This window comes from Pseudomonas sp. HLG18, assembly GCF_051903985.1.
GTDB classification, from domain to species: domain Bacteria; phylum Pseudomonadota; class Gammaproteobacteria; order Pseudomonadales; family Pseudomonadaceae; genus Aquipseudomonas; species Aquipseudomonas fluorescens_BT.
Genome location: NZ_CP195831.1, coordinates 1,491,472 through 1,512,967, shown reverse-complemented (window position 1 = coordinate 1,512,967; position 21,496 = coordinate 1,491,472). Strand labels below are relative to the sequence as shown.

Here is a 21,496-nt window from a genome sequence, read left to right as displayed (position 1 = left end):
ATGGAGCAGCTGATGTCGTCGATTAAGGAGGTGATCCAGCCGCAGGTTCCCCTACGGCTACCTTGTTACGACTTCACCCCAGTCATGAATCACACCGTGGTAACCGTCCTCCCGAAGGTTAGACTAGCTACTTCTGGTGCAACCCACTCCCATGGTGTGACGGGCGGTGTGTACAAGGCCCGGGAACGTATTCACCGCGACATTCTGATTCGCGATTACTAGCGATTCCGACTTCACGCAGTCGAGTTGCAGACTGCGATCCGGACTACGATCGGTTTTATGGGATTAGCTCCACCTCGCGGCTTGGCAACCCTTTGTACCGACCATTGTAGCACGTGTGTAGCCCAGGCCGTAAGGGCCATGATGACTTGACGTCATCCCCACCTTCCTCCGGTTTGTCACCGGCAGTCTCCTTAGAGTGCCCACCATTACGTGCTGGTAACTAAGGACAAGGGTTGCGCTCGTTACGGGACTTAACCCAACATCTCACGACACGAGCTGACGACAGCCATGCAGCACCTGTCTCAATGTTCCCGAAGGCACCAATCCATCTCTGGAAAGTTCATTGGATGTCAAGGCCTGGTAAGGTTCTTCGCGTTGCTTCGAATTAAACCACATGCTCCACCGCTTGTGCGGGCCCCCGTCAATTCATTTGAGTTTTAACCTTGCGGCCGTACTCCCCAGGCGGTCAACTTAATGCGTTAGCTGCGCCACTAAGAGCTCAAGGCTCCCAACGGCTAGTTGACATCGTTTACGGCGTGGACTACCAGGGTATCTAATCCTGTTTGCTCCCCACGCTTTCGCACCTCAGTGTCAGTATCAGTCCAGGTGGTCGCCTTCGCCACTGGTGTTCCTTCCTATATCTACGCATTTCACCGCTACACAGGAAATTCCACCACCCTCTACCATACTCTAGCTCGCCAGTTTTGGATGCAGTTCCCAGGTTGAGCCCGGGGATTTCACATCCAACTTAACGAACCACCTACGCGCGCTTTACGCCCAGTAATTCCGATTAACGCTTGCACCCTCTGTATTACCGCGGCTGCTGGCACAGAGTTAGCCGGTGCTTATTCTGTCGGTAACGTCAAAATTGCAGAGTATTAATCTACAACCCTTCCTCCCAACTTAAAGTGCTTTACAATCCGAAGACCTTCTTCACACACGCGGCATGGCTGGATCAGGCTTTCGCCCATTGTCCAATATTCCCCACTGCTGCCTCCCGTAGGAGTCTGGACCGTGTCTCAGTTCCAGTGTGACTGATCATCCTCTCAGACCAGTTACGGATCGTCGCCTTGGTGAGCCATTACCTCACCAACTAGCTAATCCGACCTAGGCTCATCTGATAGCGCAAGGCCCGAAGGTCCCCTGCTTTCTCCCGTAGGACGTATGCGGTATTAGCGTTCCTTTCGAAACGTTGTCCCCCACTACCAGGCAGATTCCTAGGCATTACTCACCCGTCCGCCGCTGAATCCAGGAGCAAGCTCCCTTCATCCGCTCGACTTGCATGTGTTAGGCCTGCCGCCAGCGTTCAATCTGAGCCATGATCAAACTCTTCAGTTCAAACATCTTTGGGTTTTTAAGAAACCCTAAACTTGGCTCAGCAATCGTTGGTTACATCTTTGATTTCTCGCGGAGTAACTTGTGATGCTGATAATCTTGTTGACTATCAGTCTGACTCCACAAGCACCCACACGAATTGCTTGATTCAGTTGTTAAAGAGCGGTTGGTTAAGAGCTTTCGTCTCAACCGAGGCGCGCATTCTACAGCAGCCTCATTTGCTGTCAAGTGATTATTTTCAGAAGTTTTAAAATTTCTTCAATCAAATCAATCACTTGCGCTAGCAGCGACATCAAGTTGCTCGCTAGCGGGAGGCGAATAATACAGGATTAAAACAGGTGGTCAACCCTCTCCTGAAAATTGTTTTCGCAGCGTTCCTGTCGTCGCATCGGTGCGCAGTCAATGCTTTCAGCTGAAGGGTGTTACGCACAAAAAGGGGAAGCGAAATGGCCCTCGGTCAACGTTCACTTGTGCCCGGATGAGGAACGCCACTGCCCGCCTCTCCACCCACGTCAACTCGCCCGGCCCGATCAGTCACGACTGCCGAAACCACTAATGAACGCTTCCCGCATAGGTCGGCGGTCACGAAAGCCGGACTCGCTGGCAATGACATCCAGTGAGTGCCGGCTCTGTTCGATCCTCAAGCGGGCCGTCTCCAGACCCAGCCCCTCGATGGCCTTGTCGGGAGAGTGACCGGTTTCTGCTGTGAACACACGGGTGAACTGGCGAGAGCTCAAGTGTGCCACCCCGGCCAGCTGCTCCTCGACGCCGAGCGGTCGGCTTATAAAGGCGCAGCTACATCTCAGCCGCGCTTTGGCAGCTTCCAGTTCGGACGGATGAAGTGACAGGTGTAACCATTCGGAATGCGCTCCAGGTAATCCTGGTGTTCCGGCTCCGCTTCCCAGAATGGCCCCGCCGGTTCGATTTCGGTGACTACCCGGCCTGGCCAAAGGCGCGAAGCGTCGACGTCAGCGGCGGTGTCCTCGGCAATGTCGCGTTGTTGTTCGCTGAGGTAATAGATCGCCGAACGGTAACTGGGGCCCAGGTCGTTGCCCTGACGGTTGGGCGTGGTCGGGTCGTGTATCTGGAAGAAGAACTCGAGGATCTGCCGATAGCTGATCACGGCCGGGTCGAAAACGATCTCGATGGCTTCAGCGTGATTGCCATGGTTGCGGTAGGTGGCATTCGGTACATCGCCACCGCTATAACCGACACGGGTTTTCAGCACCCCGGGGTAGCGTCGCAGCAAGTCTTGCATGCCCCAGAAGCAGCCACCGGCGAGGATGGCAGTTTCGGTCTGGCTGGTCATGGTCTGTCCTTCCCCTCAGGGATGTTGGAGGTAGCCATTGTTATGAGGGCGTGTTGGCCGATTCCAAGCCCCCAAAAGGGGCCTCATTAAAAAGCTCACGTAAACGCAGACGCGATGAACGCCTCCAGCGCCTGCTCTTCGAGAATCTCGATGGAGAAATGCCCGAAGCGCTTGGGCAGCCAGATGATGCGTGTGCCAGACGGTGATTGCAGGTTGGCGCGCTCCAGTGGCTGGCCGTTTTCGTCTTCGGGCTGCACGCCGGCGATCACCAGTTCGTCGTAGGCCTTCTCGATGTCCGGTGTCGAATAGCAGTGGCGATAGATCATCCCCTCCCCCGACGAGTCCAGCAGTTCCCTGAGGTTGCCCGCCAACGGCTGGACCAGCATGAAACGCTCCTGGCCGATCAACGCAACCGCGTAGCGAACATGCAGGCCACCCCGCTCCCAGACGAGGGTTCTGGAGATTCTGGCTTTCAGGATCTGCGCATAGTAGGCGCAGGCCTCTTCGAGGTTGTTGACCAGTACATCGACGTGACTGAACTTCAGATCCATTGCAAAGCTCCTTCTGGCAGGCGCCCATCTTAAAAACAAAAAAGCACCCGAAGGTGCTTTTTTTGTCGCCGCTGTCAGCGCTACGAAGTCTTCACGCTGGCCCGGGCCGCGTGCAGTTTCTTGTAGCTGTCGATCAGTCGCAGATGGCGATCGAGGCCTTCCAGTTTCACGCTGGTCGGCGTCAAACCGTAGAAGCGCACGCTGCCGTCAACGGAACCGATCGCCGCGTCCATCCGTTCGTTGCCGAACATGCGGCGGAAGTTGGCTTCGTAATCCGCCAGCTCCAGGTCTTCGTCCAGTTGCATCTCCAGCACCCCGTTGACCGCCTGATAAAACAGACCGCGTTCAACGGTGTTGTCGTTGTACTGAAGGAACATCTCCACCGCTTCTTTAGCCTCCTCGATTTGTCCCAAGGCGAGCCAGATCAGCAGTTTCAGTTCCAGAATCGTCAGTTGCCCCCACACGGTGTTGTCATCGAATTCGATGCCGATCAGCGTGGTGATATCGGTGTAATCGTCCAGTTCGCTTTCCACCAGGCGCTCGACCAGCGACTGGAGTTCGTCTTCATTCAGGCGATGCAGGTTCAGGATGTCTTCACGGAAGAACAGCGCCTTGTTGGTGTTATCCCAGATCAGGTCGTCCACCGGGTAGATTTCCGAGTAATCCGGCACCAGGATGCGGCAAGCGGTGGCGCCGATATGCTCGTACACCGCCATGTACACTTCCTTACCCATGCCCTTGAGGATGGCGAACAGGGTTTCGGCTTCTTCGACATTGGAGTTTTCACCATGGCCGGTGAAATCCCACTCCACGAACTCGTATTCCGCCTGGGCGCTGAAGAAGCGCCACGACACCACACCGCTGGAGTCGATGAAGTGCTCGACGAAGTTGTTCGGTTCGGTGACCGCCTGCCCCTCAAAGGTCGGCTGCGGCAGGTCGTTAAGACCTTCGAAGCTGCGGCCCTGCAGCAGTTCGGTCAAGCTGCGCTCCAGCGCCACCTCGAAGCTCGGGTGTGCGCCGAACGAGGCGAACACCCCGCCGGTGCGCGGGTTCATCAACGTGACGCACATCACCGGGAACTCCCCGCCCAGCGACGCATCCTTCACCAGCACCGGGAAACCCTGGGCTTCCAGGCCCTGAATACCGGCCATGATGGCCGGGTATTTCGCCAACACTTCCTGCGGTACGTCCGGCAATGCGAATTCGCCTTCGATGATTTCGCGCTTCACCGCACGCTCGAAGATTTCCGACAGGCACTGCACCTGGGCTTCGGCCAGGGTGTTGCCGGCGCTCATGCCGTTGCTCAGGTACAGGTTTTCGATCAGGTTCGACGGGAAGTACACCACCTCGCCATCCGATTGACGAACGAACGGCAGCGAAACGATGCCGCGCTGTTCATTGCCCGAGTTGGTGTCGATCAGGTGCGAGCCGCGCAGCTCGCCGTCGCGGTTGTAGATCTTCAGGCAGTACGGGTCGAGGATTTCGCTCGGCAGCTCGTCATTGCTGCCCGGCTTGAACCAGCGCTCGTCCGGGTAGTGCACGAACGGCGCATTGGCGAGGTCCAGACCCCAGAACTGATCGTTGTAGAAGAAGTTGCAGTTCAGGCGCTCGATGAATTCGCCCAGGGCCGACGCCAGCGCACCTTCCTTGGTCGAGCCCTTGCCGTTGGTGAAGCACATCGGCGAGTGCGCGTCGCGAATGTGCAGCGACCACACGTTGGGCACGATGTTGCGCCACGAAGCGATTTCGATCTTCATGCCGAGGTCGGCGAGAATGCCCGACATGTTGGCGATGGTCTGCTCCAGCGGCAGGTCCTTGCCCGGAATGTAGGTGCTGGCGCTGGAGTTCGCACCCGGCATCAGCAATGCCTGGGCGTCGGCGTCGAGGTTTTCGACTTCTTCGATGACGAACTCGGGGCCGTCCTGCACGACTTTCTTTACCGTGCAGCGGTCGATGGAACGCAGGATGCCCTGGCGGTCCTTGTCGGAGATGTCCGCCGGCAACTCGACCTGAATCTTGAAGATCTGGTTGTAGCGGTTCTCCGGGTCAACAATGTTGTTCTGCGACAGGCGGATATTATCGGTCGGGATATTGCGGGTTTCGCAATACAGCTTCACGAAGTACGCCGCACACAGCGCCGACGAAGCCAGGAAGTAGTCGAACGGACCCGGTGCCGAGCCATCGCCCTTGTAGCGGATCGGTTGGTCGGCCACCACCGTGAAGTCGTCGAACTTGGCTTCAAGTCGAAGGTTGTCGAGAAAGTTGACCTTGATTTCCATGGGGGACTACCAGAATAGCGAGCTGAACAGAATGGCCGCCATTATCCGGTTTTTGAGCGGGAAGTCTTGTGCTTTGGCGTTTCGGCCGCCGACCGGAGCGCCGATCAAGTCGAGACGTTGCGTTGCGTCATCTCGGTGACAATGGCGTCGATCACACAGCGGGCGGTCGGTGACTGGCTTCTGTTGGGCAGGCTGACGACGCCGATTTCGGAATGCAGCCCGGGTCTGTCCACGACCTGCAGTTCGATCAGGTTACCGATGCGCAGGTCTTCAGCCACGGCGCCGTGAATCACGCCGAGGATGGTATCGGTCGAACAGGCCACCGTCCTGAGCAACGCCACATCGTCGCACTCCAGTGCAAGCGGCAAGGCCTGGCGCGTGGAAATGCCCAGAGTATGCGCAGTCTCTTCCTTCACCACGGCCGGCAGACGCGTCGTGGCGATGCCGTACTTTTCCAGGTCTCTCATCGTCACCACGCGTCCGGCCAACGGGTGTTGTGGCCGGACGAAGAACCCCGCCGAGGCCTGACCCAGCGACCGGATCAGCAGATCGGTGGCAGTCGAGAAATTACGAATGTCCGCGACGAAGAATTCGATCGCTTCATCTCGCAGCCGTGCTTCGAGTATCTGCCAGTTGTTGATCTCTACCCGCAGAGTGACTTGCGGATATTCCCGGCGCAATCGCGGCACGACCTGATGCATCAACATGGCCGCCGGAAACGGCCCGACACCGAACGCGAGGTTGCCGAGCCGGCCATCGCCGTAAAGCGCCAGATCACGCTCCAGCGAGCGAGCATCGAACAGCAGCCGTCGCGCCCGCCCGATCAGAAATTCCCCTGCCGGCGTCGGGCGTACGTCACCGCTGTCCCGATCGAACAGGCGTTGACCGGTTTCGCTTTCGAGCGCCTGAATACTGCGGCTCAGGGCCGGCTGGCTGAGGTGCACACGTTCGGCGGCGCGGCCGAAATGGCGTTCATCGGCAAGGGCCAGCAGATGTGTCAGTCGTTTGAGATCCATCTGGCCGATGCTAGCTACGCATTGTCTGGATGTAAACAATGCATTGGATACATCACGCCAGCCTCCCTACTCTCTGATGAATCGTCCATCGGAGAACAACAAGAATGAGACCGACCCTCCACACCCTGATCGCCCTGACGTTGATTTCCCTCGCCGGCTGCGACAAACCGCCGAGCGTTGCCAGCGGCGAAGCGACGCCTGCCACGGCTGCGGTGATAGAAGCATCAATCAAGGGCCTGGACCTCAACGACCCTCGAGACATGACGGACGCCCAGCGCGGTTTTATCGCCCGGCCGAGCGGACAGATCCTCGGTGCCGACGGCTCGGTGCTGATCGATTTCGATGCGTTCAGATTCGTCGAAGGCAAGGCCCCCGCCACGGTCAATCCGAGCCTGTGGCGCCACGCAATGCTCAACGCCCAGATCGGTCTGTTCAAAGTCACCGACGGCATCTACCAGTTGCGCGGCTTCGACATCGCCAACATGACGCTGATCGAAGGCCAGACCGGGTGGATCGTGGTCGATCCGCTGACCTCGAAAGAAACTGCCGCCGCTGCCTTGGCATTCGCCCGCGCACAACTGGGCGACAAACCCGTGACCGCCATCATCTTCACCCACGACCATGCCGACCACTTCGGCGGCGTGCTGGGCATTACCTCGGTCGCGGAAGTGGCCGAGCGCAAGATTCCCGTGGTGGCCCCTGCCGGATTCATGGAGGAAGCCACCAGCGAAAACGTGTTGGCGGGACCTGCGATGTCACGCCGTTCGATGTATCAGTTCGGCAAGAACCTGGCGCCGGGCGCAACCGGCATGGTGGATACCGGGCTGGGCAAAAACGTCGCCTACGGCAGCATCGGCATTCTGCCGCCCACGCAGATCATCGATCAGCCGACGCAAACGCTGATGATCGACGGCGTGACGTTCGTGTTCCACAACATTCCGGGGGCTGAGGCTCCGGCCGAGCTGACCTTTTCCATCCCCGAACGCAAGGCCTACGGCGGCGCCGAGCTGCTCGCGCAGACCATGCACAATCTGCTGCCGATCCGCGGCGCCAAGGTCCGCGACGCGTTGCTCTGGTCCGATTACGCCCAGATCGCCCTCGATGAACTGGGCGACACCGAGGTCTATTTCGGCCAGCACAACTGGCCGATCTGGGGCAATGAGCGCATCCGCGAGTTCATCACCAAGCACCGCGACGTCTACAAATACATGCACGACCAGACCGTGCGACTGATGAATGCCGGCTACACGCCCAACGAGATCGCCGACAAAATCCAGTTGCCCGACTCACTGGCGTCGTACTTCGGCACCCGTGGTTATTACGGCGATGTGCGACACAACGTCAAAGCGATCTATCAGATGTACCTGGGCGCTTACGATGGCAACCCGGCGCACTTGAATCCGCTGGTGCCCAAAGAGTCCGCCAGGCGCTACGTCGAACTGATGGGCGGCAACGCCAAAGTGGTCGAAGCCGCGCGCGTGGCCTATGACAAAGGCGAATACCGTTGGGTCGCCGAGCTGTTGGATCAAGCGGTCCTCGATAAACCCGATGACAAAGCCGCCAAGGCACTGCTGGCCCAGACCTATGAACAGCTGGGCTACCAGTCTGAATCCGCGACCTGGCGCAACAGCTACCTGACCGCCGCCCAGGAACTGCGCAACGGCCCACCGGCCAAAGGCGTGAGGCGTTCGGATCTGATCGAGCTGATGAAACAGACGCCGACAGAACGCTTCCTCGAAGCCATGGCCGCGAGTCTCGATGGGCCGGCCGCCGACGGCAAGAACTGGGCCTTCAATCTGGTGCTGACCGACACCCGCGAGTCCTTTGTGCTGTGGATCGAGAACGCCGTACTGCACTACCGAAAAGGCACGCCAGCAGCAAATGCCAACGCAACGCTGACTGTCACCAAAGACTTGTTCGTGCAACTGCTGGGCGGCACGGCGGGGTTCAAGGATGCCCTCACCTCAAAAGACTTGAAAGTCGATGGCAGCACGGTGGATCTGGTGAGATTCCTTGGATTGCTGGAGAAAGCCCCCGGCAACTTTGCAATCGTCGCACAGGCGCGCGATTGATTCGTGCAGGGTCGATCGGATGTAATGCCTGAAGAGGTCTATCCCTGAGCAAGTCCGGCTAGGTATCTGTACGCCGCTTTCGACGATTCTAGGGCCGACCGTTACTCCAGGAGCTTCACGCCGTGCCAGACGCACCGACGCAAACTGCCTACGCAAAGCGCTTCACCGTCGTACTCGCCTACATCGACGCCAACCTTGAAGGCGACCTGTCGGTGAAAGCGCTGAGCCAGGTGGCGAACTTCTCCGAGTTCCACTTTCACCGGCAGTTCACGGCATACGTCGGCGTACCCGTCTCGCGCTATGTGCAGCTGATGCGCCTGCGCCGTGCCGCGCACCGCTTGAGCACCGTGCCCGACCATTCGGTGATGGAAGCTACGCTCGACGCCGGGTTCGAAAGTCCCGAAGCGTTTTCAAGGGCATTCAAGCGAGCCTTCGGCACCTCGCCGGGGGCATTTCGCAAGGCTCCGGACTGGAGCGTCTGGCACACGGTCTTCGCCATACCTCACTTTTCAAGGAGCATTGCCATGCAGGTACGAATCGTCGACTTCCCCGGAATCCAGGTCGCTGCACTCGATCACCGAGGGCCACCAGGCCTTGTCAATCAAAGCGTGCAACGCTTCATTCAGTGGCGCCAGCAAAGCGGGCAGTCGCCGGTGGCATCAAGCCGCACCTTCGGGATTCCTTACGGCAATCCCGACACGACGCCGCCGGAGGATTTTCATTTCGCGATCTGCGGCGAAATCCGTGAAGCGGTGGCGCCGAATGACTTCAACGTCCGCGAGCTGGGCATTCCTGCCGGCCGCTGCGCCGTGGTGCGTCACACAGGTTCAACCGATCACATCGGTGAAACCATCTACCCGGTCTACCGCGACTGGCTGCCCGCCAGCGGCGAAGAACTGCGCGATCACCCGCTGTTTTTCGAGTACTTGAGCATCAGCCCCGAGATCCCGCAGGATCAGTGGCAAACGGATATTTACGTGCCGCTGTGCTAACAATCGCCTGCCCCTCAGGTTCAGCTGGATACCTACTCTCCTGCGCACATTCAGCGCTGCTCAGGAGAGGCCGTCCACCCATGAAACCGCAAAGAAGCCGATGTAGTTTCCCGACGTGTGATACCACCCATGGCATAAGTTTCGCGACAAACCGGCCGGCAAGTTGCGGATTACCGCCGGCGGGCATTCCACAATCACGATCCTGCAACCGGCCCTCGCAAAGCTGCTGCCCGACAACCCCGGCCCGGATGTCGAAATCATCGTCGACTACGGCCTGACCGATAGTTTTCCGGCTATCACCTCTACTACCCCAATCTGCGCCAGGTATGGACTAGCGACGCTGGCCCGCAGTCGTGCGGGCCAGCGCCGATCCTCTTAACTTGCCCTCTGCCCTACCCACCGATGCCGATAAGCCAGCCCCGCCTGCAAGCCGAACGCGAGCACCACCGTCGCCGGCGCAGAAAAACTGCCGGGAACACCGCCCGTCCACATCAGCAACAACCCCAGCGCCGTGGCAGCGAACCATGCCATCAGACCGATCGGATTGAACGCCGGGCTGCGTTCAAGTACTCCTGCGTCATTGCTGCCATAGACAATCTGCGCCAATGCCACACCGACCCAGGCGACCACAAAAATGCCCTGATACGCCAATGCCTTGAGCAAGTAGGAAAACACGTCAGCGAGCATCAAGCCGTACACGATCACCCCGACCACCAATGCCCACAGCAGATAAGAACCGCGTACGCCGAAACGGCCGAAGAATGCCTGCATGTTGAGGGTCGCCAGATAGTAGTTGGCGGTGTTGATCCGGGTTTGCGTGGCCCAGACGAACAGCAGGCCCCACAGCCCCATCAACTGCAGAATTGCCATCACCACAGAGACTTCGTTCAGCGCGCCTTCATGGGGAATACTGCTGACCAGATAGATGCCTGCCGCGCCGTTGAGCAGAAAAGTCACGGCATAGAACGGCATGCCGAAGTTCCAGCGCCCATGATACTGAGCGTCCTGCGGCTTGCCGAAACGGGCGTAGTCGAAGGTGAACAGCATCAGGATCCAGACGCCCATGTAGGCCACAAAGCAATCCCACCAGCCGAAGGTCGCAGGTGTTGCCGGACCGAAATCGAGCCATTGCGGCTGGTAACCATATCGGCTGATCGACAGCCCGACCGCCACCAGCAAACCGCCCAGGTACACCGGCAACAACACGCCGTTGAGCTTGTCCAGCCAGTGCTGCACGCTACCCAGAATCATCGGCACGCTGTACAGCACCACCAGCAGGGCAGCCAGTGGATAGACCAGTTCCGGGTACAGGTGATTGAGCGCCACGGCGATCACCGATCCTTCGAACACGGCGTAGTAAATCGCCGTCGAAAAGAAAATCAGCGTGGCCAGGCATGCTCCGGTCCGGCCAAACAACACGCTTGAAAACAACGCGACCGACCATCCGCTGCGCATGGCGAAACGGCTGAGAACGCTGTTGACCAGCCCATAACTGATCACCGACAGCACCATCCCGATCAGCGCATTGCGTGCACCGAAAGACAAGGCCAACGAAGCGCCGACCACGATGTAGAACATGGCGCTGCATACGGCCCACCAGGCCATGGTCAGAGACAGTCGGCCCATGCGGGCCTCTGCGGAAACGGGATGATGGGCCGGATCTTGCCCGGTTTGACTCGATTGCGATAAAGCAGCCATATGCGTGTACTCCAGAACCAGTCAAAGGTTGAAACGCGGGCAGCCTTCACCGCACCGAAGCGCGGCGTTGGCCTGGCGTATGGCAGAGCCCGCGCGGTGCGGCGGGCAGAGTCAGGAAGGGAAAAGCTTGCTCAGGCAGCTGAGTTTTTTCTTGTAGGAGCGCCGTGCGTCCAGGGCCTCGTCGAGGCTGACCGCTACAAAGCGAGCCTTCTGGTTGGGCTGCATCTGGCCGATCAGATCCAGGTCGGCACTGATGACGGTGCCGATCATGGCGTAACCACCTCCCGATACGGCATCGCGATGCAGCACGATAGGCTCGAGGCCGGCGGGTACCTGAATCGAGCCGATCGGGTAGCAGCTGTCAACGATGTTCGACGGATCGGAGCCTGCACCAAATGGTTGCTCTCGCGGCTGGAAGTCCAGCGCGCTGCCGCCCTTGAAGCGATAGCCGATGCGGTCTGCTTCCGATCCGACTGTCCACGGCTCGGCGAAAAAACTCCTCGCTGCCGCATCGGTCAGGCGATCGTAATAAAGCCCCGGCACCACGCGCAGAGTGATCTCCCCACCCAGTGACTGGCGCAGCGCCATGGGCAGACTGGCCCCGGCACGCCCCTTGCCGCTGGCTTTGCCCACCGGCAATTCGTCTCCGGCGATCAAGCGTCGTCCGGCAAACCCGCCCAACGCCCCGAGCGCATAAGTCGATCGACTGCCCAACACAAGCGGCACGTCGATTCCGCCTGCCACCGCCAGATAAGCCCGCGCACCCGCCTTGGGAAAATCGAAACGCAGAACCTGGCCGGCCTTCACCGCGAACGCGGTGGCGTGATGCATTTCCACACCATCGAGTCGAGGCGCCATGTGCGCACCGCACACCGCGACCAGTGCGTCTTGCTGAAACGCCAGCTCAGGGCCCAGCAACGTACACTCCAGCGCGGCGCAATCCGCCGCGTTGCCCACCAGATGGTTGGCCGCTCTCAGCGCATATTGATCGAGCGCGCCGGACGGCGGGATGCCGAGGTGGTAGTAACCTTCGCGGCCCAGATCCTGAACCGACGTGGCGAGACCGGGTTTGAGTACCTTGATCATGCCAACACCTCCTGCAGCGACACGGGATAACCGACCGGATCGGCGAGAAACGCATCCAGTGAAAACTCCACCGGCCGGATCCGCAAATCGAAATGCCCGGCCTCCACGTCTGCAACGGCCTGGTCATACGCTGCACGATCCATTGGCTTGAACTGCACAATGTCACCCGGACGGAAAAACACCATATGGTCCTTCAGGTACACCAGCGATTGCTGCGGGTCGTAGATGGGAGCCGGTGTGACACCGAACATCTGATAGCCCCCGGCGCCACGCACCGAGTAGATACACCCGAAGCAGCCACCGTGACCCAGTGTCAATTTCGGCGTGTCGGTACGTGGACGCAGATACTTGGGCACCTGCAACTGACGTTCGCGTTCGACCATCTGGAACATGAAGGGCAAACCGGCGACGAATCCCACCATCGAGACAAACCATGGCGCTGCGCTATGAGCTGCAATGAACGCATCGACATCCGCCAGGCCATTGATGCGCGCGGCGTATTCCAGATCCGTGGCGCCCGGGTCCTGGTGCCGGTCGCGAAAACGCATCAGCGTTTCGTGGGTCCAGGGATCGTTGTACAGCACCGGAATCTCAATGATCCGGGTCTGCAATGTGCGTTCGGCAACGGCGTCAGCCTCGGCGCCCTGCACCGCTTCGAGCAAGGCCTGCGGCGCAATTCGATCCGGGTCGAAGCGGATCTGGAAGGATGCGTTGGCCAGGCACACATCGAGTACGCCATCGAGTTTCAGCCGTTCCACGGCGCGGGTGACCGCCATGCCCTTGAAAAACGCCTCGAGGGACATGCTTTCACTGACTTCGGCAAACAGATGCTCATCGGCACCAAAGCTGTAGCGGATCGGACGAGTCATGCTTCACCTCCGCTGCGGCGTGCGGACAGCCAGTTCTCCAGCGTCCCGGTATGAAAGTCGGCAGTTTGCAACCACGGTTGTTGCAGCAGTTCAGCGTGCAGCGACAAGGTGCTGGCCATGCCGGTCAGCAAGGTTTGCGCCACCGCTGTCCGGGCACGCGCAAGGGCTGTGGAGCGATCCGGCCCATGCACAATGAGCTTGGCCAACAGCGAGTCATAGTACGGTGGCACCCGATATCCTTCATACAGGTGGGTGTCCACACGAACGCCCTCGCCTTGCGGCCAGACCAACGATTCGACCAGACCGGGGCTGGGGAAAAAATCCCGGGCCGGGTCTTCGGCATTCAAGCGCATTTGCAGGGCCGCGCCATTCAGACGGATGTCACTCTGCTTCAGGCCCAGTGGTTCGCCACCGGCAATTCGCAGCATCGCCTGTACCAGATCGATGCCGGTGACCAGTTCGGTGACCGGGTGTTCCACCTGGATTCGGGTGTTCATCTCGATAAAAAAGAACTCGCCGCAGACATCGTCATACAGGTACTCCAGCGTGCCCGCTCCCTTGTAGCCGAGGGACTCGGTCAAACGTACGGCGCTGGCGCAGAGTGCCTCCCGCTGCTGCGCGTCGAGTACCGGTGATGGTGCTTCTTCAAAGATTTTCTGACGCCGACGCTGTAGCGAACACTCGCGCTCGAACAGGTGCACGGCGTTTTTCCCGTCGCCCAGAACCTGTACTTCGATGTGCCGGGCCTTGCCGATAAAACGCTCCAGATACACCGCACCATTACCGAAAGCGGCCTGAGCCTCGCGCTGCGAACGGGGAAATTCTTCACTCAATTGCGCGGCATTTTCTGCCAGACGAATACCCCGCCCACCACCGCCGGCCGAGGCTTTGATCAGCAACGGGTAACCGACCGATTCCGCCGCCCGAAGCGCCGACTCGACATCAAACAGCTCGCCTGGCGAACCCGGCACCACGGGAACACCTGCCGCCTGGGCAGTACGCCGCGCCTCGGCCTTGTCCCCCATGCGCCGGATGGTGTCCGGGGCCGGCCCGACGAAAATCGCGCCGCTGGCAATCACGGCTTCGGCAAACCCGGCGTTCTCTGACAGAAAACCGTATCCAGGGTGAACCGCATTGGCGCCCGTCGCTTGCAGGGCACCCAGTAACGCCTCGATGTTCAGATAGCTTTTATCCGCGCGAGCCGGCCCCAGAAGATGCACTTCATCGGCCAGGCGTGCGGCCTGAGAGTCGATATCGGCCTCGCTGCACGCGGCAACGGTGGGAATACCCAGGGCCTTGGCCGCACGGATAATCCGCACGGCGATTTCGCCACGGTTGGCGACCAGCAATTTACGAATAGGTTGAGTCATGTTCACGCCCTCACTCGCTATCAAGCGTAGCGACGACCTGACCCGGCTCCACCGGATCACCGTCTTCAACCTGAAAAGCACTGAGGCGCCCCGCCATCCCGGCGGTCAGTTCGGAAAACTGCTTCATGACTTCGATCAGACCGATCACCGTATCGGCGCTGACAGAATCGCCGACCTCGACGTAATTCGCCGAATCCGGTGTGGCCTTTCGGTAGAAAGTCCCGGGTAATGGGGTGATGACAGTGTGTTCAGCCATGTCTGTTCCTCTTGGAATAGTTGTAGAAAGGCAGGCAAAAAATGTTTGAACCCCGGCGTCTGTTGGCCGGGTGTCGCGTAGTGATTCAGCGAGGTCGGCGCACCTCGATCCCGGCGGCATCGAGCGCACCACGGGTGGCCTCGACCAGCGCCAAAGCGCCCGGCGTATCGCTGTGCAGACAGATGGAATCGAACTCGATCGCCAGATCCTCACCCTCGACGGTACGCACCACGCCCTCCTGGCAAGCGCGCAGCACACGGGTGGCGACGAATCCAGGATCGTATGCGCGAACATTGCGGGTGAAGACGATGGAGCCACTCAAGTCGTATTCGCGGTCTGCATAGAATTCGCGAACGACCGGTTGGCCGAGCTCTTTGGCGACACGCCAGATAACCGAATTCGGCATGCAATACAGCAACAGTTCGGGTTCCAGGCGTTGCAGGTTTTCCACCAGCAGACGCGCTGCTTCTTCATCCCGGGCCAGATGCATGTACAGCGCGCCGTGAGGCTTGATGTGTTGCAGCGCGACGCCCTGCACCCGTGCCAGTTCACGCAGTGCGCCCAGTTGATAAAGGATGTCGTCGACCAGTTCCTGGGCCGGTGCATTAATGTGCCGGCGACCGAACCCCACCAGATCCCGGAACCCCGGGTGGGCACCGATGGCGACGTTCAGGCGCTTGGCCTGCTCGACGGTGCGACGCATGGTGCCGGGGTCGCCGGCATGGAAACCGGTGGCGATGTTGGCGGAACTGATGAACGCCATCAGTTCGTCGTCGACACCATCGCCGATGGTCCACTGGCCGAAGCCTTCGCCCATGTCCGAGTTGAAATCTACTGCCTGCATAACCCTTGCTCCTGACCCTTGTGACTTCATGCAGGCCACGTTAAATTCCCGCCAACCCCTTGGGAAGATCTATTAACAGATAGGGTATCTTCTGAAAAACAGATACCTGAAAAACAGGAACATCCATGTCGTTGACCTTGCGTCAGATTCGCTACTTCGTTGCCACCGCGGAGATCGGGCAGATATCTCAGGCAGCGATCCATTTGAATATCTCCCAGTCGGCGGTGACCACGGCGATCAAGGAACTGGAAGGTTTGCTCGGCACGTTGCTGTTCCAGCGCTCGGCACAAGGCATGACCCTGACGGATGCCGGTCGACACTTTCTGAACCGCGCCTATGTGATTTTGCGCAGCGTCGACGACGCGCTGAACAGCCCGCTACCCGACATACGCGCCAGTGGCCTGATTCGCCTGGCCGCGAGCTACACGGTGATTGGCTATTTTCTGCCGCATCATCTGCAACGGCTGGAACATTGGCACCCCGACGTTGCCATCGAAGTCCACGAGCAGGAACGGCAGGCCATCGAACAGGGATTGCTGGAAGGAAAATTCGATATGGCGGTGGTGCTTACCGCGAACCTCACGCACCCCGACATCGTTTCGGAAACCCTGTTCAACTCCGAACGCCGTCTGTGGCTGCCCAGCCACCATCCACTCTGTGAGCGGTCGGCTGTCAGCCTCGCGGATGTCGCGCTGGAACCCTACATTCTGCTGACCGTGGATGAAGCTGAACAAAGTGCCATGCGCTATTGGGAAAACGCCCGCCAACAACCCAACGTGCGGGTGCGTACCAGTTCTGTAGAGGCCGTGCGCAGCATGGTCGCCAATGGCAGCGGCGTGGCGATTCTCTCGGACCTGGTGCACCGCCCCTGGTCGCTGGAAGGCAAGCGCATCGAGACCCTGACCATCACCGACAAGGTGACCCCGATGAGTGTCGGCCTGGCCTGGCACCGCGAGCGCGAATTCAGCCCCGCGATGCAGGCCTTGCGCAATTACTTCCACGATGCGTTTCTGGCCCCGCAGCAGCTTTCAGCGCGGCGCTGACGCACAGGATCAGGCAAGAATTCAGTAGAAATGCACTAACGGAATGCGGGTTCGGAGCGGGAGGATGGCTGTCCGACAGATCCATCGAGGACGTTCCCATGCTTGTACAAGCCTACGGTGCCCACGCGGGCGACAAACCCCTTGAGCCTATCCAGATCAATCGCCGCGCCCCTGCGGCCCATGACGTCCAGATCGACATCGCCTTCTGCGGCATCTGCCACTCCGACCTGCATCAGGTGCGCTCCGAGTGGGCCGGCACCCAGTTCCCGTGCGTCCCGGGACACGAAATCGTCGGCCGCGTTTCGGCGGTCGGCGCGCACGTTTCCGAATACAAGGTCGGCGATCTGGTCGGCGTCGGTTGCATCGTCGACAGCTGCAAACACTGTGAAGACTGCGAAACCGGCCTGGAAAACTACTGCGACGGCATGATCGGCACCTACAACTTTCCGACTCCGGACGCCCCCGGCTGGACCCTCGGCGGCTACTCGCAAAATATCGTGGTGCATGAGCGCTACGTGCTGCGCATCCGCCACCCCGAAGCACAACTGGCCGCCGTCGCGCCGCTGCTGTGTGCGGGCATCACCACTTACTCGCCACTGCGTCAGTGGAACGCCGGGCCGGGCAAGAAAATCGGCGTGGTCGGTATCGGTGGCCTGGGTCACATGGGCATCAAACTGGCTCATGCGATGGGTGCGCACGTGGTGGCGTTCACCACGTCGGAATCCAAGCGCGAAGCGGCGAAAGCCCTGGGCGCCGATGAGGTCGTGGTATCGCGCAATCCGGAAGAAATGGCCGCGCACACCAAGAGCTTCGACTTCATCCTCAACACCGTCGCCGCCCCTCACGATCTCGATGCGTTCCTGGTGCTGCTCAAACGCGACGGCGCACTGACTCTCGTGGGCGCACCCGCCTCGCCGCACCCATCGCCAAACGTGTTCAACCTGATCATGAAACGCCGAACCATCGCAGGCTCGATGATCGGCGGCATTCCAGAGACCCAGGAGATGCTGGATTTCTGCGCCGAACACGGCATTGTTTCGGACATCGAACTGATTCGCGCGGATCAGATCAATGAGTCTTATGAGCGGATGCTCAAGGGCGACGTGAAGTATCGGTTTGTGATTGATAACGCGACGTTGGCGGGCTGACAAGCACCTCTGGAGAGAGGCGTTGCGCCTGCCCGTTCCGACACGAGCGCCTTTCTCCCCACCGCCCCGCCAAGCTGGGCGACTTCCTCCATTTACGGGCCCTCCAATCTGCGTGCCTGTACCCATCGATGGCCGGCATCCGCCATTACCCTCAGCATCTCCCCATCGACTCATTGATCTTTCCCCTCACACCAAGTAAAAAACCCTCTCCTTTTTCCACCCTCGCAAGGAGCAGCGGATGCTCGAGCTCACCACGCAACGACTGGACCTGCGCACGATGGTCGAGTCCGACTGGCCGTTGTTTCTCAGGCTGCATTCCGAGCCGCAGACCATGCAGTACGTGTTCGGCGAGATTGCCGAGGAACAGGTTCGCCATGGCTTCGAGCACCGGCTCCCGGCATGGGGGCCGCAGTCGGAGCACTGGCTGTGCCTGGTGGTGACCGACAAGGCCAGCGGGCATGAGCTGGGCGTGACCGGTTTTCGCATTCTGTCGCCGGGGCACGCCGAAGTGGGTTGTCTGCTGCTGCCGGAGCATCAGGGCAAAGGCTTTGGCACCGAGTCGAGAAAGGCAATCATCGATTACGCCGCGGCCATCGGGCTGAACTCGCTGGAATCGACCGTGACCGACGGCAATATCGCGTCCTGCAAGGTGTTGGAAAAATGCGGCTTTGTGTTCGCACGTCGTGTGCCGCAGGCCTACCAGATCGGTGATCGGTGGTTCGACGATCTGATCTACCACTATCAAATCCGCTGAGCCTTGCGCTCAACGACTCGCCAAGGAGGCCTCCCGTCGTGAATCCCTATCAATATCTGCCCCCCCGCTCCTTCTGGCGTACGGCCGTGGCTGACAAATCCGCGCCGGACATCGATCAACTGTGGACGCCGCAATTCGAGATCGGCAACAAGGATGCAATCGTCACCGCCGGCTCCTGTTTCGCCCAGCACATCGGCCGTGCGCTGGTGGCGCGCGGCATGAATTGGCTGGACGCGGAACCCGCCCCGCAAGCGTTGCCTGAGGCCGACTGGAAGGCCCACAACTATGGCGTGTTCTCCTTTCGCACCGGCAACCTCTACACCCCGGCCATGCTGTGCCAATGGCTCGAATGGGCGCTGGGCGTAAGCGCTCCGCCTGAGGAGACCTGGGCTCATGACGGGCGTTTCTTCGACCCGTTCCGCCCTGCCGTGGAGCCTGACGGATTTGCCAGCGAGCAGGCCCTGTTCGAGTCGCGCGAGGCGACCCTGGACGCCATCCGCGAAGCGCTGCGCCGGGCCAAAGTGTTCGTCTTTACTCTCGGCCTGACCGAAGCCTGGCAACATCGGCAGACCGGTCTGGTATATCCCGTGTGCCCCGGCACTGTTCGCGGCACCTTCGATCCGCAACTCCACCGGTTCTGCAACTTCGGTTTCATGGACACCTATGGCGACATGGTCAGGGCACTGGAGCTGATGCGTTCGATCAACCCGCAACTGCGTCTGCTGCTGACCGTTTCACCGGTGCCCCTGACGGCAACGGCCACCGGGCAACATGTGCTGAGCGCCACGACCTACTCCAAATCGGTCCTGCGCGCCGTCGCCGGGCAGTTGTGTGAAGACCTGCCCGACGTCGACTATTTCCCGTCCTACGAAATCATCACCGGCACGCCGTTCAAGGGCGCCTTCTACCAGCCCAACCAGCGGGAAGTCACGCCAGAGGGCGTGGCGTTCGTGATGCAGCAATTCTTTGCCGGACTTGAAGCCGTCCAATCGGTGCAGGCGCCGACTCCTTCCACCCGCGTGTCCAGCGAGGATCTTGTCTGTGAAGACGCCGTACTCGATTACTACGCCTAGGTTTCTGCTGCTGGGCGACTCCCATGCCGGCGTCATCGGCAAGGCGGCGCAGGCTCGCGAAATATCGTTCGGTGGTGGCCCGCTGGGCACCGGCCGGGATTTCGCGGTTGATTTCTTCAGCCTGACCCGACATGACGTGGTCTTTCGGGATGCTGAAATGGATCGGCTGTATCGCCAGGCCCTCGACACGCTCGAAGTGCCGCAACTGGCGCAGGTCGACGTGCCGCTGGTGAGCACCATCGGCCTGAGCCTGCACTACCTCGCCACTGCGCCGAACTGGACCTGCTACCAGAATGCGCACGGTGAATTCGACGACGGTTTTCTCGCCGGGCCGTTGTTCGAGGCCGTCATCGACACCCTGTCCCGACCCGCCCTGGCCTTCTATGAACAGGCCCTGGCGCTGAACCTCAAGGTGTTCGCCGTGCTGCCGCCGCAACGGGTGCCGGCGCTGTCCGACCCGCGCGTATTCATGGCGGCGCAGTCATTGCTGATCGAACGCCTGCAAGGGCTTGGCGTGGAGCTGATCGACGTGCGCGAGGCGGCGAACGATGAGCTGGGGTTTCAGCGTGAAGCGTTCTGCGAAGTGGATGACCCGCTGCACGGCAATCTGGCGTTCGGTGAGTTGATCGTCGAGCAACTGATCCGGCGCGGCGTCTAGAACCTGTGGGAGCCATTGGCTCCCACAGGTTTTTCAGCACCATCAAGCCTTGGGCTGCGTCCCGAGGATCGTCACCCGCTCTCCATAACGCGAATGCGGGAAATAATCCCAGATCGCATGGTGCTGGGTGCAGCGGTTGTCCCAGAACACCAGCGTATTCGGTGCCCAGCGAACGCGGCAACTGAGGGACGGCTCCCGGGCCACCAGGTCGAACAGCATGTTCAGCAGCACCTGACTTTCGCCTCCGGACAATTGCACGATGTGCGACGTGAATCCGGAATTGACGAACAACGACTTGCGCCCGGTTTGCGGGTGACGAACCACCACCGGGTGTTCGGTTTTTGGCAGGTTGGCGGGCGCCTCATAGCCCTTCCACGGAATTGCACCGTCGTGAATCGCAGTCAGTTCGCCGAGAAACTGCTGCATCGTCGGCGACAACATTTCCAGCGCCAGATGCATGTTGGCGAACAGCGTATCGCCGCCCGTGCCGATGGCCGGGGTTTCCTTGACGTACAGCATCGAGCCCATGGACGGCGCCAGATCAGCGGTGCCGTCGGTGTGCCAGGTTTCGCCGGCCACATAGCGCGATTGCGCATTGGCGCGGATCACCACCAGTTCCGGGTCATCGCCGTCGATGTCTTCCACCGGCAACGCCCGCAGTTCGCCGAACAGCCGGCCAAACGCCTTGTGCTCCTCCACCGTCAGATGCTGATCGCGGAACACCAGCACGTGGTTCTCCAGAAAGGCCCGACGGATTTCCGCGAGCTGATCGTCCTCCAGCGGTTGTGAAAGATCGACGCCGCCGATTTCGGCACCGATGATCGGTGTGATCCGGTCGACCGTGATGTGGTGATACGGCGCACGTTTTTCTGCGGCGATGCGCTCGATTGCCTTGAGTGCCAACTGATCCATGTTCCCTCA

Annotated in this window: 19 protein-coding genes, 1 rRNA gene and 1 pseudogene; 8 read left to right on the top strand and 13 right to left on the bottom strand. The window is 60.0% G+C overall.

Annotated features, from left to right (window positions below; all coding sequences use genetic code 11):
• Window positions 1-23 precede the first annotated feature (23 nt).
• The 6 genes from ACSPX5_RS06805 to ACSPX5_RS06780 form a co-directional block, all read right to left on the bottom strand.
• Window positions 24-1,560 (bottom strand): 16S ribosomal RNA (locus ACSPX5_RS06805).
• A 527-nt stretch (window positions 1,561-2,087) separates the two neighbouring features.
• Window positions 2,088-2,303 (bottom strand): helix-turn-helix domain-containing protein, encoded by a 216-nt coding sequence (locus ACSPX5_RS06800; RefSeq protein WP_439821245.1) that lies wholly within the window; start codon window positions 2,301-2,303, stop codon window positions 2,088-2,090.
• Window positions 2,304-2,359: 56 nt separating this feature from the next.
• A complete protein-coding gene (msrA, locus tag ACSPX5_RS06795; protein WP_169429986.1) occupies window positions 2,360-2,866 on the bottom strand; it encodes a peptide-methionine (S)-S-oxide reductase MsrA in 507 nt (168 codons plus the stop codon).
• 95 nt (window positions 2,867-2,961) lie between these two features.
• Window positions 2,962-3,417 carry a VOC family protein gene (locus ACSPX5_RS06790; protein WP_207867596.1) on the bottom strand — a complete coding sequence of 152 codons (456 nt, stop codon included), beginning with the start codon at window positions 3,415-3,417 and terminating at the stop codon, window positions 2,962-2,964.
• A gap of 80 nt (window positions 3,418-3,497) precedes the next feature.
• Window positions 3,498-5,696 carry an OsmC domain/YcaO domain-containing protein gene (locus tag ACSPX5_RS06785; protein ID WP_439821244.1) on the bottom strand — a complete coding sequence of 733 codons (2,199 nt, stop codon included), beginning with the start codon at window positions 5,694-5,696 and terminating at the stop codon, window positions 3,498-3,500.
• Window positions 5,697-5,800: 104 nt separating this feature from the next.
• Window positions 5,801-6,712 carry a LysR family transcriptional regulator gene (locus ACSPX5_RS06780; RefSeq protein WP_439821243.1) on the bottom strand — a complete coding sequence of 304 codons (912 nt, stop codon included), beginning with the start codon at window positions 6,710-6,712 and terminating at the stop codon, window positions 5,801-5,803.
• 104 nt (window positions 6,713-6,816) lie between these two features.
• On the opposite strand from ACSPX5_RS06780, the gene ACSPX5_RS06775 reads away from it, so the two are divergent.
• The 3 genes and pseudogenes from ACSPX5_RS06775 to ACSPX5_RS06765 form a co-directional block, all read left to right on the top strand.
• Window positions 6,817-8,784, top strand: a complete 1,968-nt coding sequence (locus ACSPX5_RS06775; protein ID WP_439821242.1) for an alkyl/aryl-sulfatase — start codon at window positions 6,817-6,819, stop codon at window positions 8,782-8,784.
• 122 nt (window positions 8,785-8,906) lie between these two features.
• Window positions 8,907-9,776, top strand: a complete 870-nt coding sequence (locus ACSPX5_RS06770; RefSeq protein ID WP_323162106.1) for an AraC family transcriptional regulator — start codon at window positions 8,907-8,909, stop codon at window positions 9,774-9,776.
• Between the two features lie 136 nt (window positions 9,777-9,912).
• Window positions 9,913-10,059 (top strand): annotated as a pseudogene (locus ACSPX5_RS06765) (LysR family transcriptional regulator); the annotation flags it as partial.
• A gap of 92 nt (window positions 10,060-10,151) precedes the next feature.
• Here the strand turns inward: ACSPX5_RS06765 and ACSPX5_RS06760 are convergent.
• The 6 genes from ACSPX5_RS06760 to ACSPX5_RS06735 all read right to left on the bottom strand — a co-directional run bounded on the left by ACSPX5_RS06760 (window position 10,152) and on the right by ACSPX5_RS06735 (window position 15,899).
• Window positions 10,152-11,402, bottom strand: a complete 1,251-nt coding sequence (locus ACSPX5_RS06760; RefSeq protein ID WP_439821241.1) for a purine-cytosine permease family protein — start codon at window positions 11,400-11,402, stop codon at window positions 10,152-10,154.
• A gap of 183 nt (window positions 11,403-11,585) precedes the next feature.
• The gene (locus tag ACSPX5_RS06755) at window positions 11,586-12,560 is read right to left on the bottom strand and encodes a biotin-dependent carboxyltransferase family protein (RefSeq protein ID WP_439821240.1); all 975 of its coding nucleotides are present in this window, start codon (window positions 12,558-12,560) and stop codon (window positions 11,586-11,588) included.
• Window positions 12,557-13,429 carry a 5-oxoprolinase subunit B family protein gene (locus ACSPX5_RS06750; protein ID WP_439821239.1) on the bottom strand — a complete coding sequence of 291 codons (873 nt, stop codon included), beginning with the start codon at window positions 13,427-13,429 and terminating at the stop codon, window positions 12,557-12,559. Before ACSPX5_RS06750 ends, ACSPX5_RS06755 begins: the two co-directional genes overlap by 4 nt.
• Entirely contained in the window at window positions 13,426-14,799 is a 1,374-nt protein-coding gene (locus tag ACSPX5_RS06745) for an acetyl-CoA carboxylase biotin carboxylase subunit (protein WP_323162108.1), read from the bottom strand. The genes ACSPX5_RS06750 and ACSPX5_RS06745 overlap by 4 nt, the downstream gene beginning before the upstream one ends.
• Before the next feature lie 10 nt (window positions 14,800-14,809).
• Window positions 14,810-15,055: an acetyl-CoA carboxylase gene (locus tag ACSPX5_RS06740; protein WP_169429973.1), complete on the bottom strand. Its 246-nt coding sequence runs from the start codon at window positions 15,053-15,055 to the stop codon at window positions 14,810-14,812.
• Window positions 15,056-15,140: 85 nt separating this feature from the next.
• On the bottom strand, window positions 15,141-15,899 hold the full coding sequence (locus tag ACSPX5_RS06735; RefSeq protein ID WP_439821238.1) for a 5-oxoprolinase subunit PxpA: 759 nt from the start codon (window positions 15,897-15,899) through the stop codon (window positions 15,141-15,143).
• A gap of 125 nt (window positions 15,900-16,024) precedes the next feature.
• Between ACSPX5_RS06735 and ACSPX5_RS06730 the strand changes: the two genes are divergently transcribed.
• The 5 genes from ACSPX5_RS06730 to ACSPX5_RS06710 all read left to right on the top strand — a co-directional run bounded on the left by ACSPX5_RS06730 (window position 16,025) and on the right by ACSPX5_RS06710 (window position 20,575).
• Window positions 16,025-16,942, top strand: a complete 918-nt coding sequence (locus tag ACSPX5_RS06730) for a LysR family transcriptional regulator (RefSeq protein ID WP_323162109.1) — start codon at window positions 16,025-16,027, stop codon at window positions 16,940-16,942.
• 98 nt (window positions 16,943-17,040) lie between these two features.
• A complete protein-coding gene (locus ACSPX5_RS06725) occupies window positions 17,041-18,090 on the top strand; it encodes an NAD(P)-dependent alcohol dehydrogenase (RefSeq protein WP_085708518.1) in 1,050 nt (349 codons plus the stop codon).
• 238 nt (window positions 18,091-18,328) lie between these two features.
• Window positions 18,329-18,844: a GNAT family N-acetyltransferase gene (locus ACSPX5_RS06720; protein WP_439821237.1), complete on the top strand. Its 516-nt coding sequence runs from the start codon at window positions 18,329-18,331 to the stop codon at window positions 18,842-18,844.
• An 86-nt stretch (window positions 18,845-18,930) separates the two neighbouring features.
• Complete coding sequence (locus tag ACSPX5_RS06715) at window positions 18,931-19,917, top strand: GSCFA domain-containing protein (protein WP_323162111.1); 987 nt, start codon at window positions 18,931-18,933, stop codon at window positions 19,915-19,917.
• Entirely contained in the window at window positions 19,886-20,575 is a 690-nt protein-coding gene (locus tag ACSPX5_RS06710) for a hypothetical protein (RefSeq protein ID WP_439821236.1), read from the top strand. The genes ACSPX5_RS06715 and ACSPX5_RS06710 overlap by 32 nt, the downstream gene beginning before the upstream one ends.
• A 42-nt stretch (window positions 20,576-20,617) precedes the next feature.
• On the opposite strand, the gene ACSPX5_RS06705 is transcribed toward ACSPX5_RS06710, so the two are convergent.
• Complete coding sequence (locus ACSPX5_RS06705; protein ID WP_439821235.1) at window positions 20,618-21,487, bottom strand: TauD/TfdA dioxygenase family protein; 870 nt, start codon at window positions 21,485-21,487, stop codon at window positions 20,618-20,620.
• Window positions 21,488-21,496: the final 9 nt, after the last annotated feature.

Coding starts and splice junctions, on each gene's coding strand:
- msrA (WP_169429986.1), bottom strand. CDS start 2,866: ATGACCAGCCAGACCGAAACTGCCATCCTCGCCGGTGGCTGCTTCTGG.
- ACSPX5_RS06790 (WP_207867596.1), bottom strand. CDS start 3,417: ATGGATCTGAAGTTCAGTCACGTCGATGTACTGGTCAACAACCTCGAA.
- ACSPX5_RS06785 (WP_439821244.1), bottom strand. CDS start 5,696: ATGGAAATCAAGGTCAACTTTCTCGACAACCTTCGACTTGAAGCCAAG.
- ACSPX5_RS06780 (WP_439821243.1), bottom strand. CDS start 6,712: ATGGATCTCAAACGACTGACACATCTGCTGGCCCTTGCCGATGAACGC.
- ACSPX5_RS06775 (WP_439821242.1), top strand. CDS start 6,817: ATGAGACCGACCCTCCACACCCTGATCGCCCTGACGTTGATTTCCCTC.
- ACSPX5_RS06760 (WP_439821241.1), bottom strand. CDS start 11,402: ATGGGCCGACTGTCTCTGACCATGGCCTGGTGGGCCGTATGCAGCGCC.
- ACSPX5_RS06755 (WP_439821240.1), bottom strand. CDS start 12,560: ATGATCAAGGTACTCAAACCCGGTCTCGCCACGTCGGTTCAGGATCTG.
- ACSPX5_RS06750 (WP_439821239.1), bottom strand. CDS start 13,429: ATGACTCGTCCGATCCGCTACAGCTTTGGTGCCGATGAGCATCTGTTT.
- ACSPX5_RS06745 (WP_323162108.1), bottom strand. CDS start 14,799: ATGACTCAACCTATTCGTAAATTGCTGGTCGCCAACCGTGGCGAAATC.
- ACSPX5_RS06740 (WP_169429973.1), bottom strand. CDS start 15,055: ATGGCTGAACACACTGTCATCACCCCATTACCCGGGACTTTCTACCGA.
- ACSPX5_RS06735 (WP_439821238.1), bottom strand. CDS start 15,899: ATGCAGGCAGTAGATTTCAACTCGGACATGGGCGAAGGCTTCGGCCAG.
- ACSPX5_RS06730 (WP_323162109.1), top strand. CDS start 16,025: ATGTCGTTGACCTTGCGTCAGATTCGCTACTTCGTTGCCACCGCGGAG.
- ACSPX5_RS06725 (WP_085708518.1), top strand. CDS start 17,041: ATGCTTGTACAAGCCTACGGTGCCCACGCGGGCGACAAACCCCTTGAG.
- ACSPX5_RS06720 (WP_439821237.1), top strand. CDS start 18,329: ATGCTCGAGCTCACCACGCAACGACTGGACCTGCGCACGATGGTCGAG.
- ACSPX5_RS06705 (WP_439821235.1), bottom strand. CDS start 21,487: ATGGATCAGTTGGCACTCAAGGCAATCGAGCGCATCGCCGCAGAAAAA.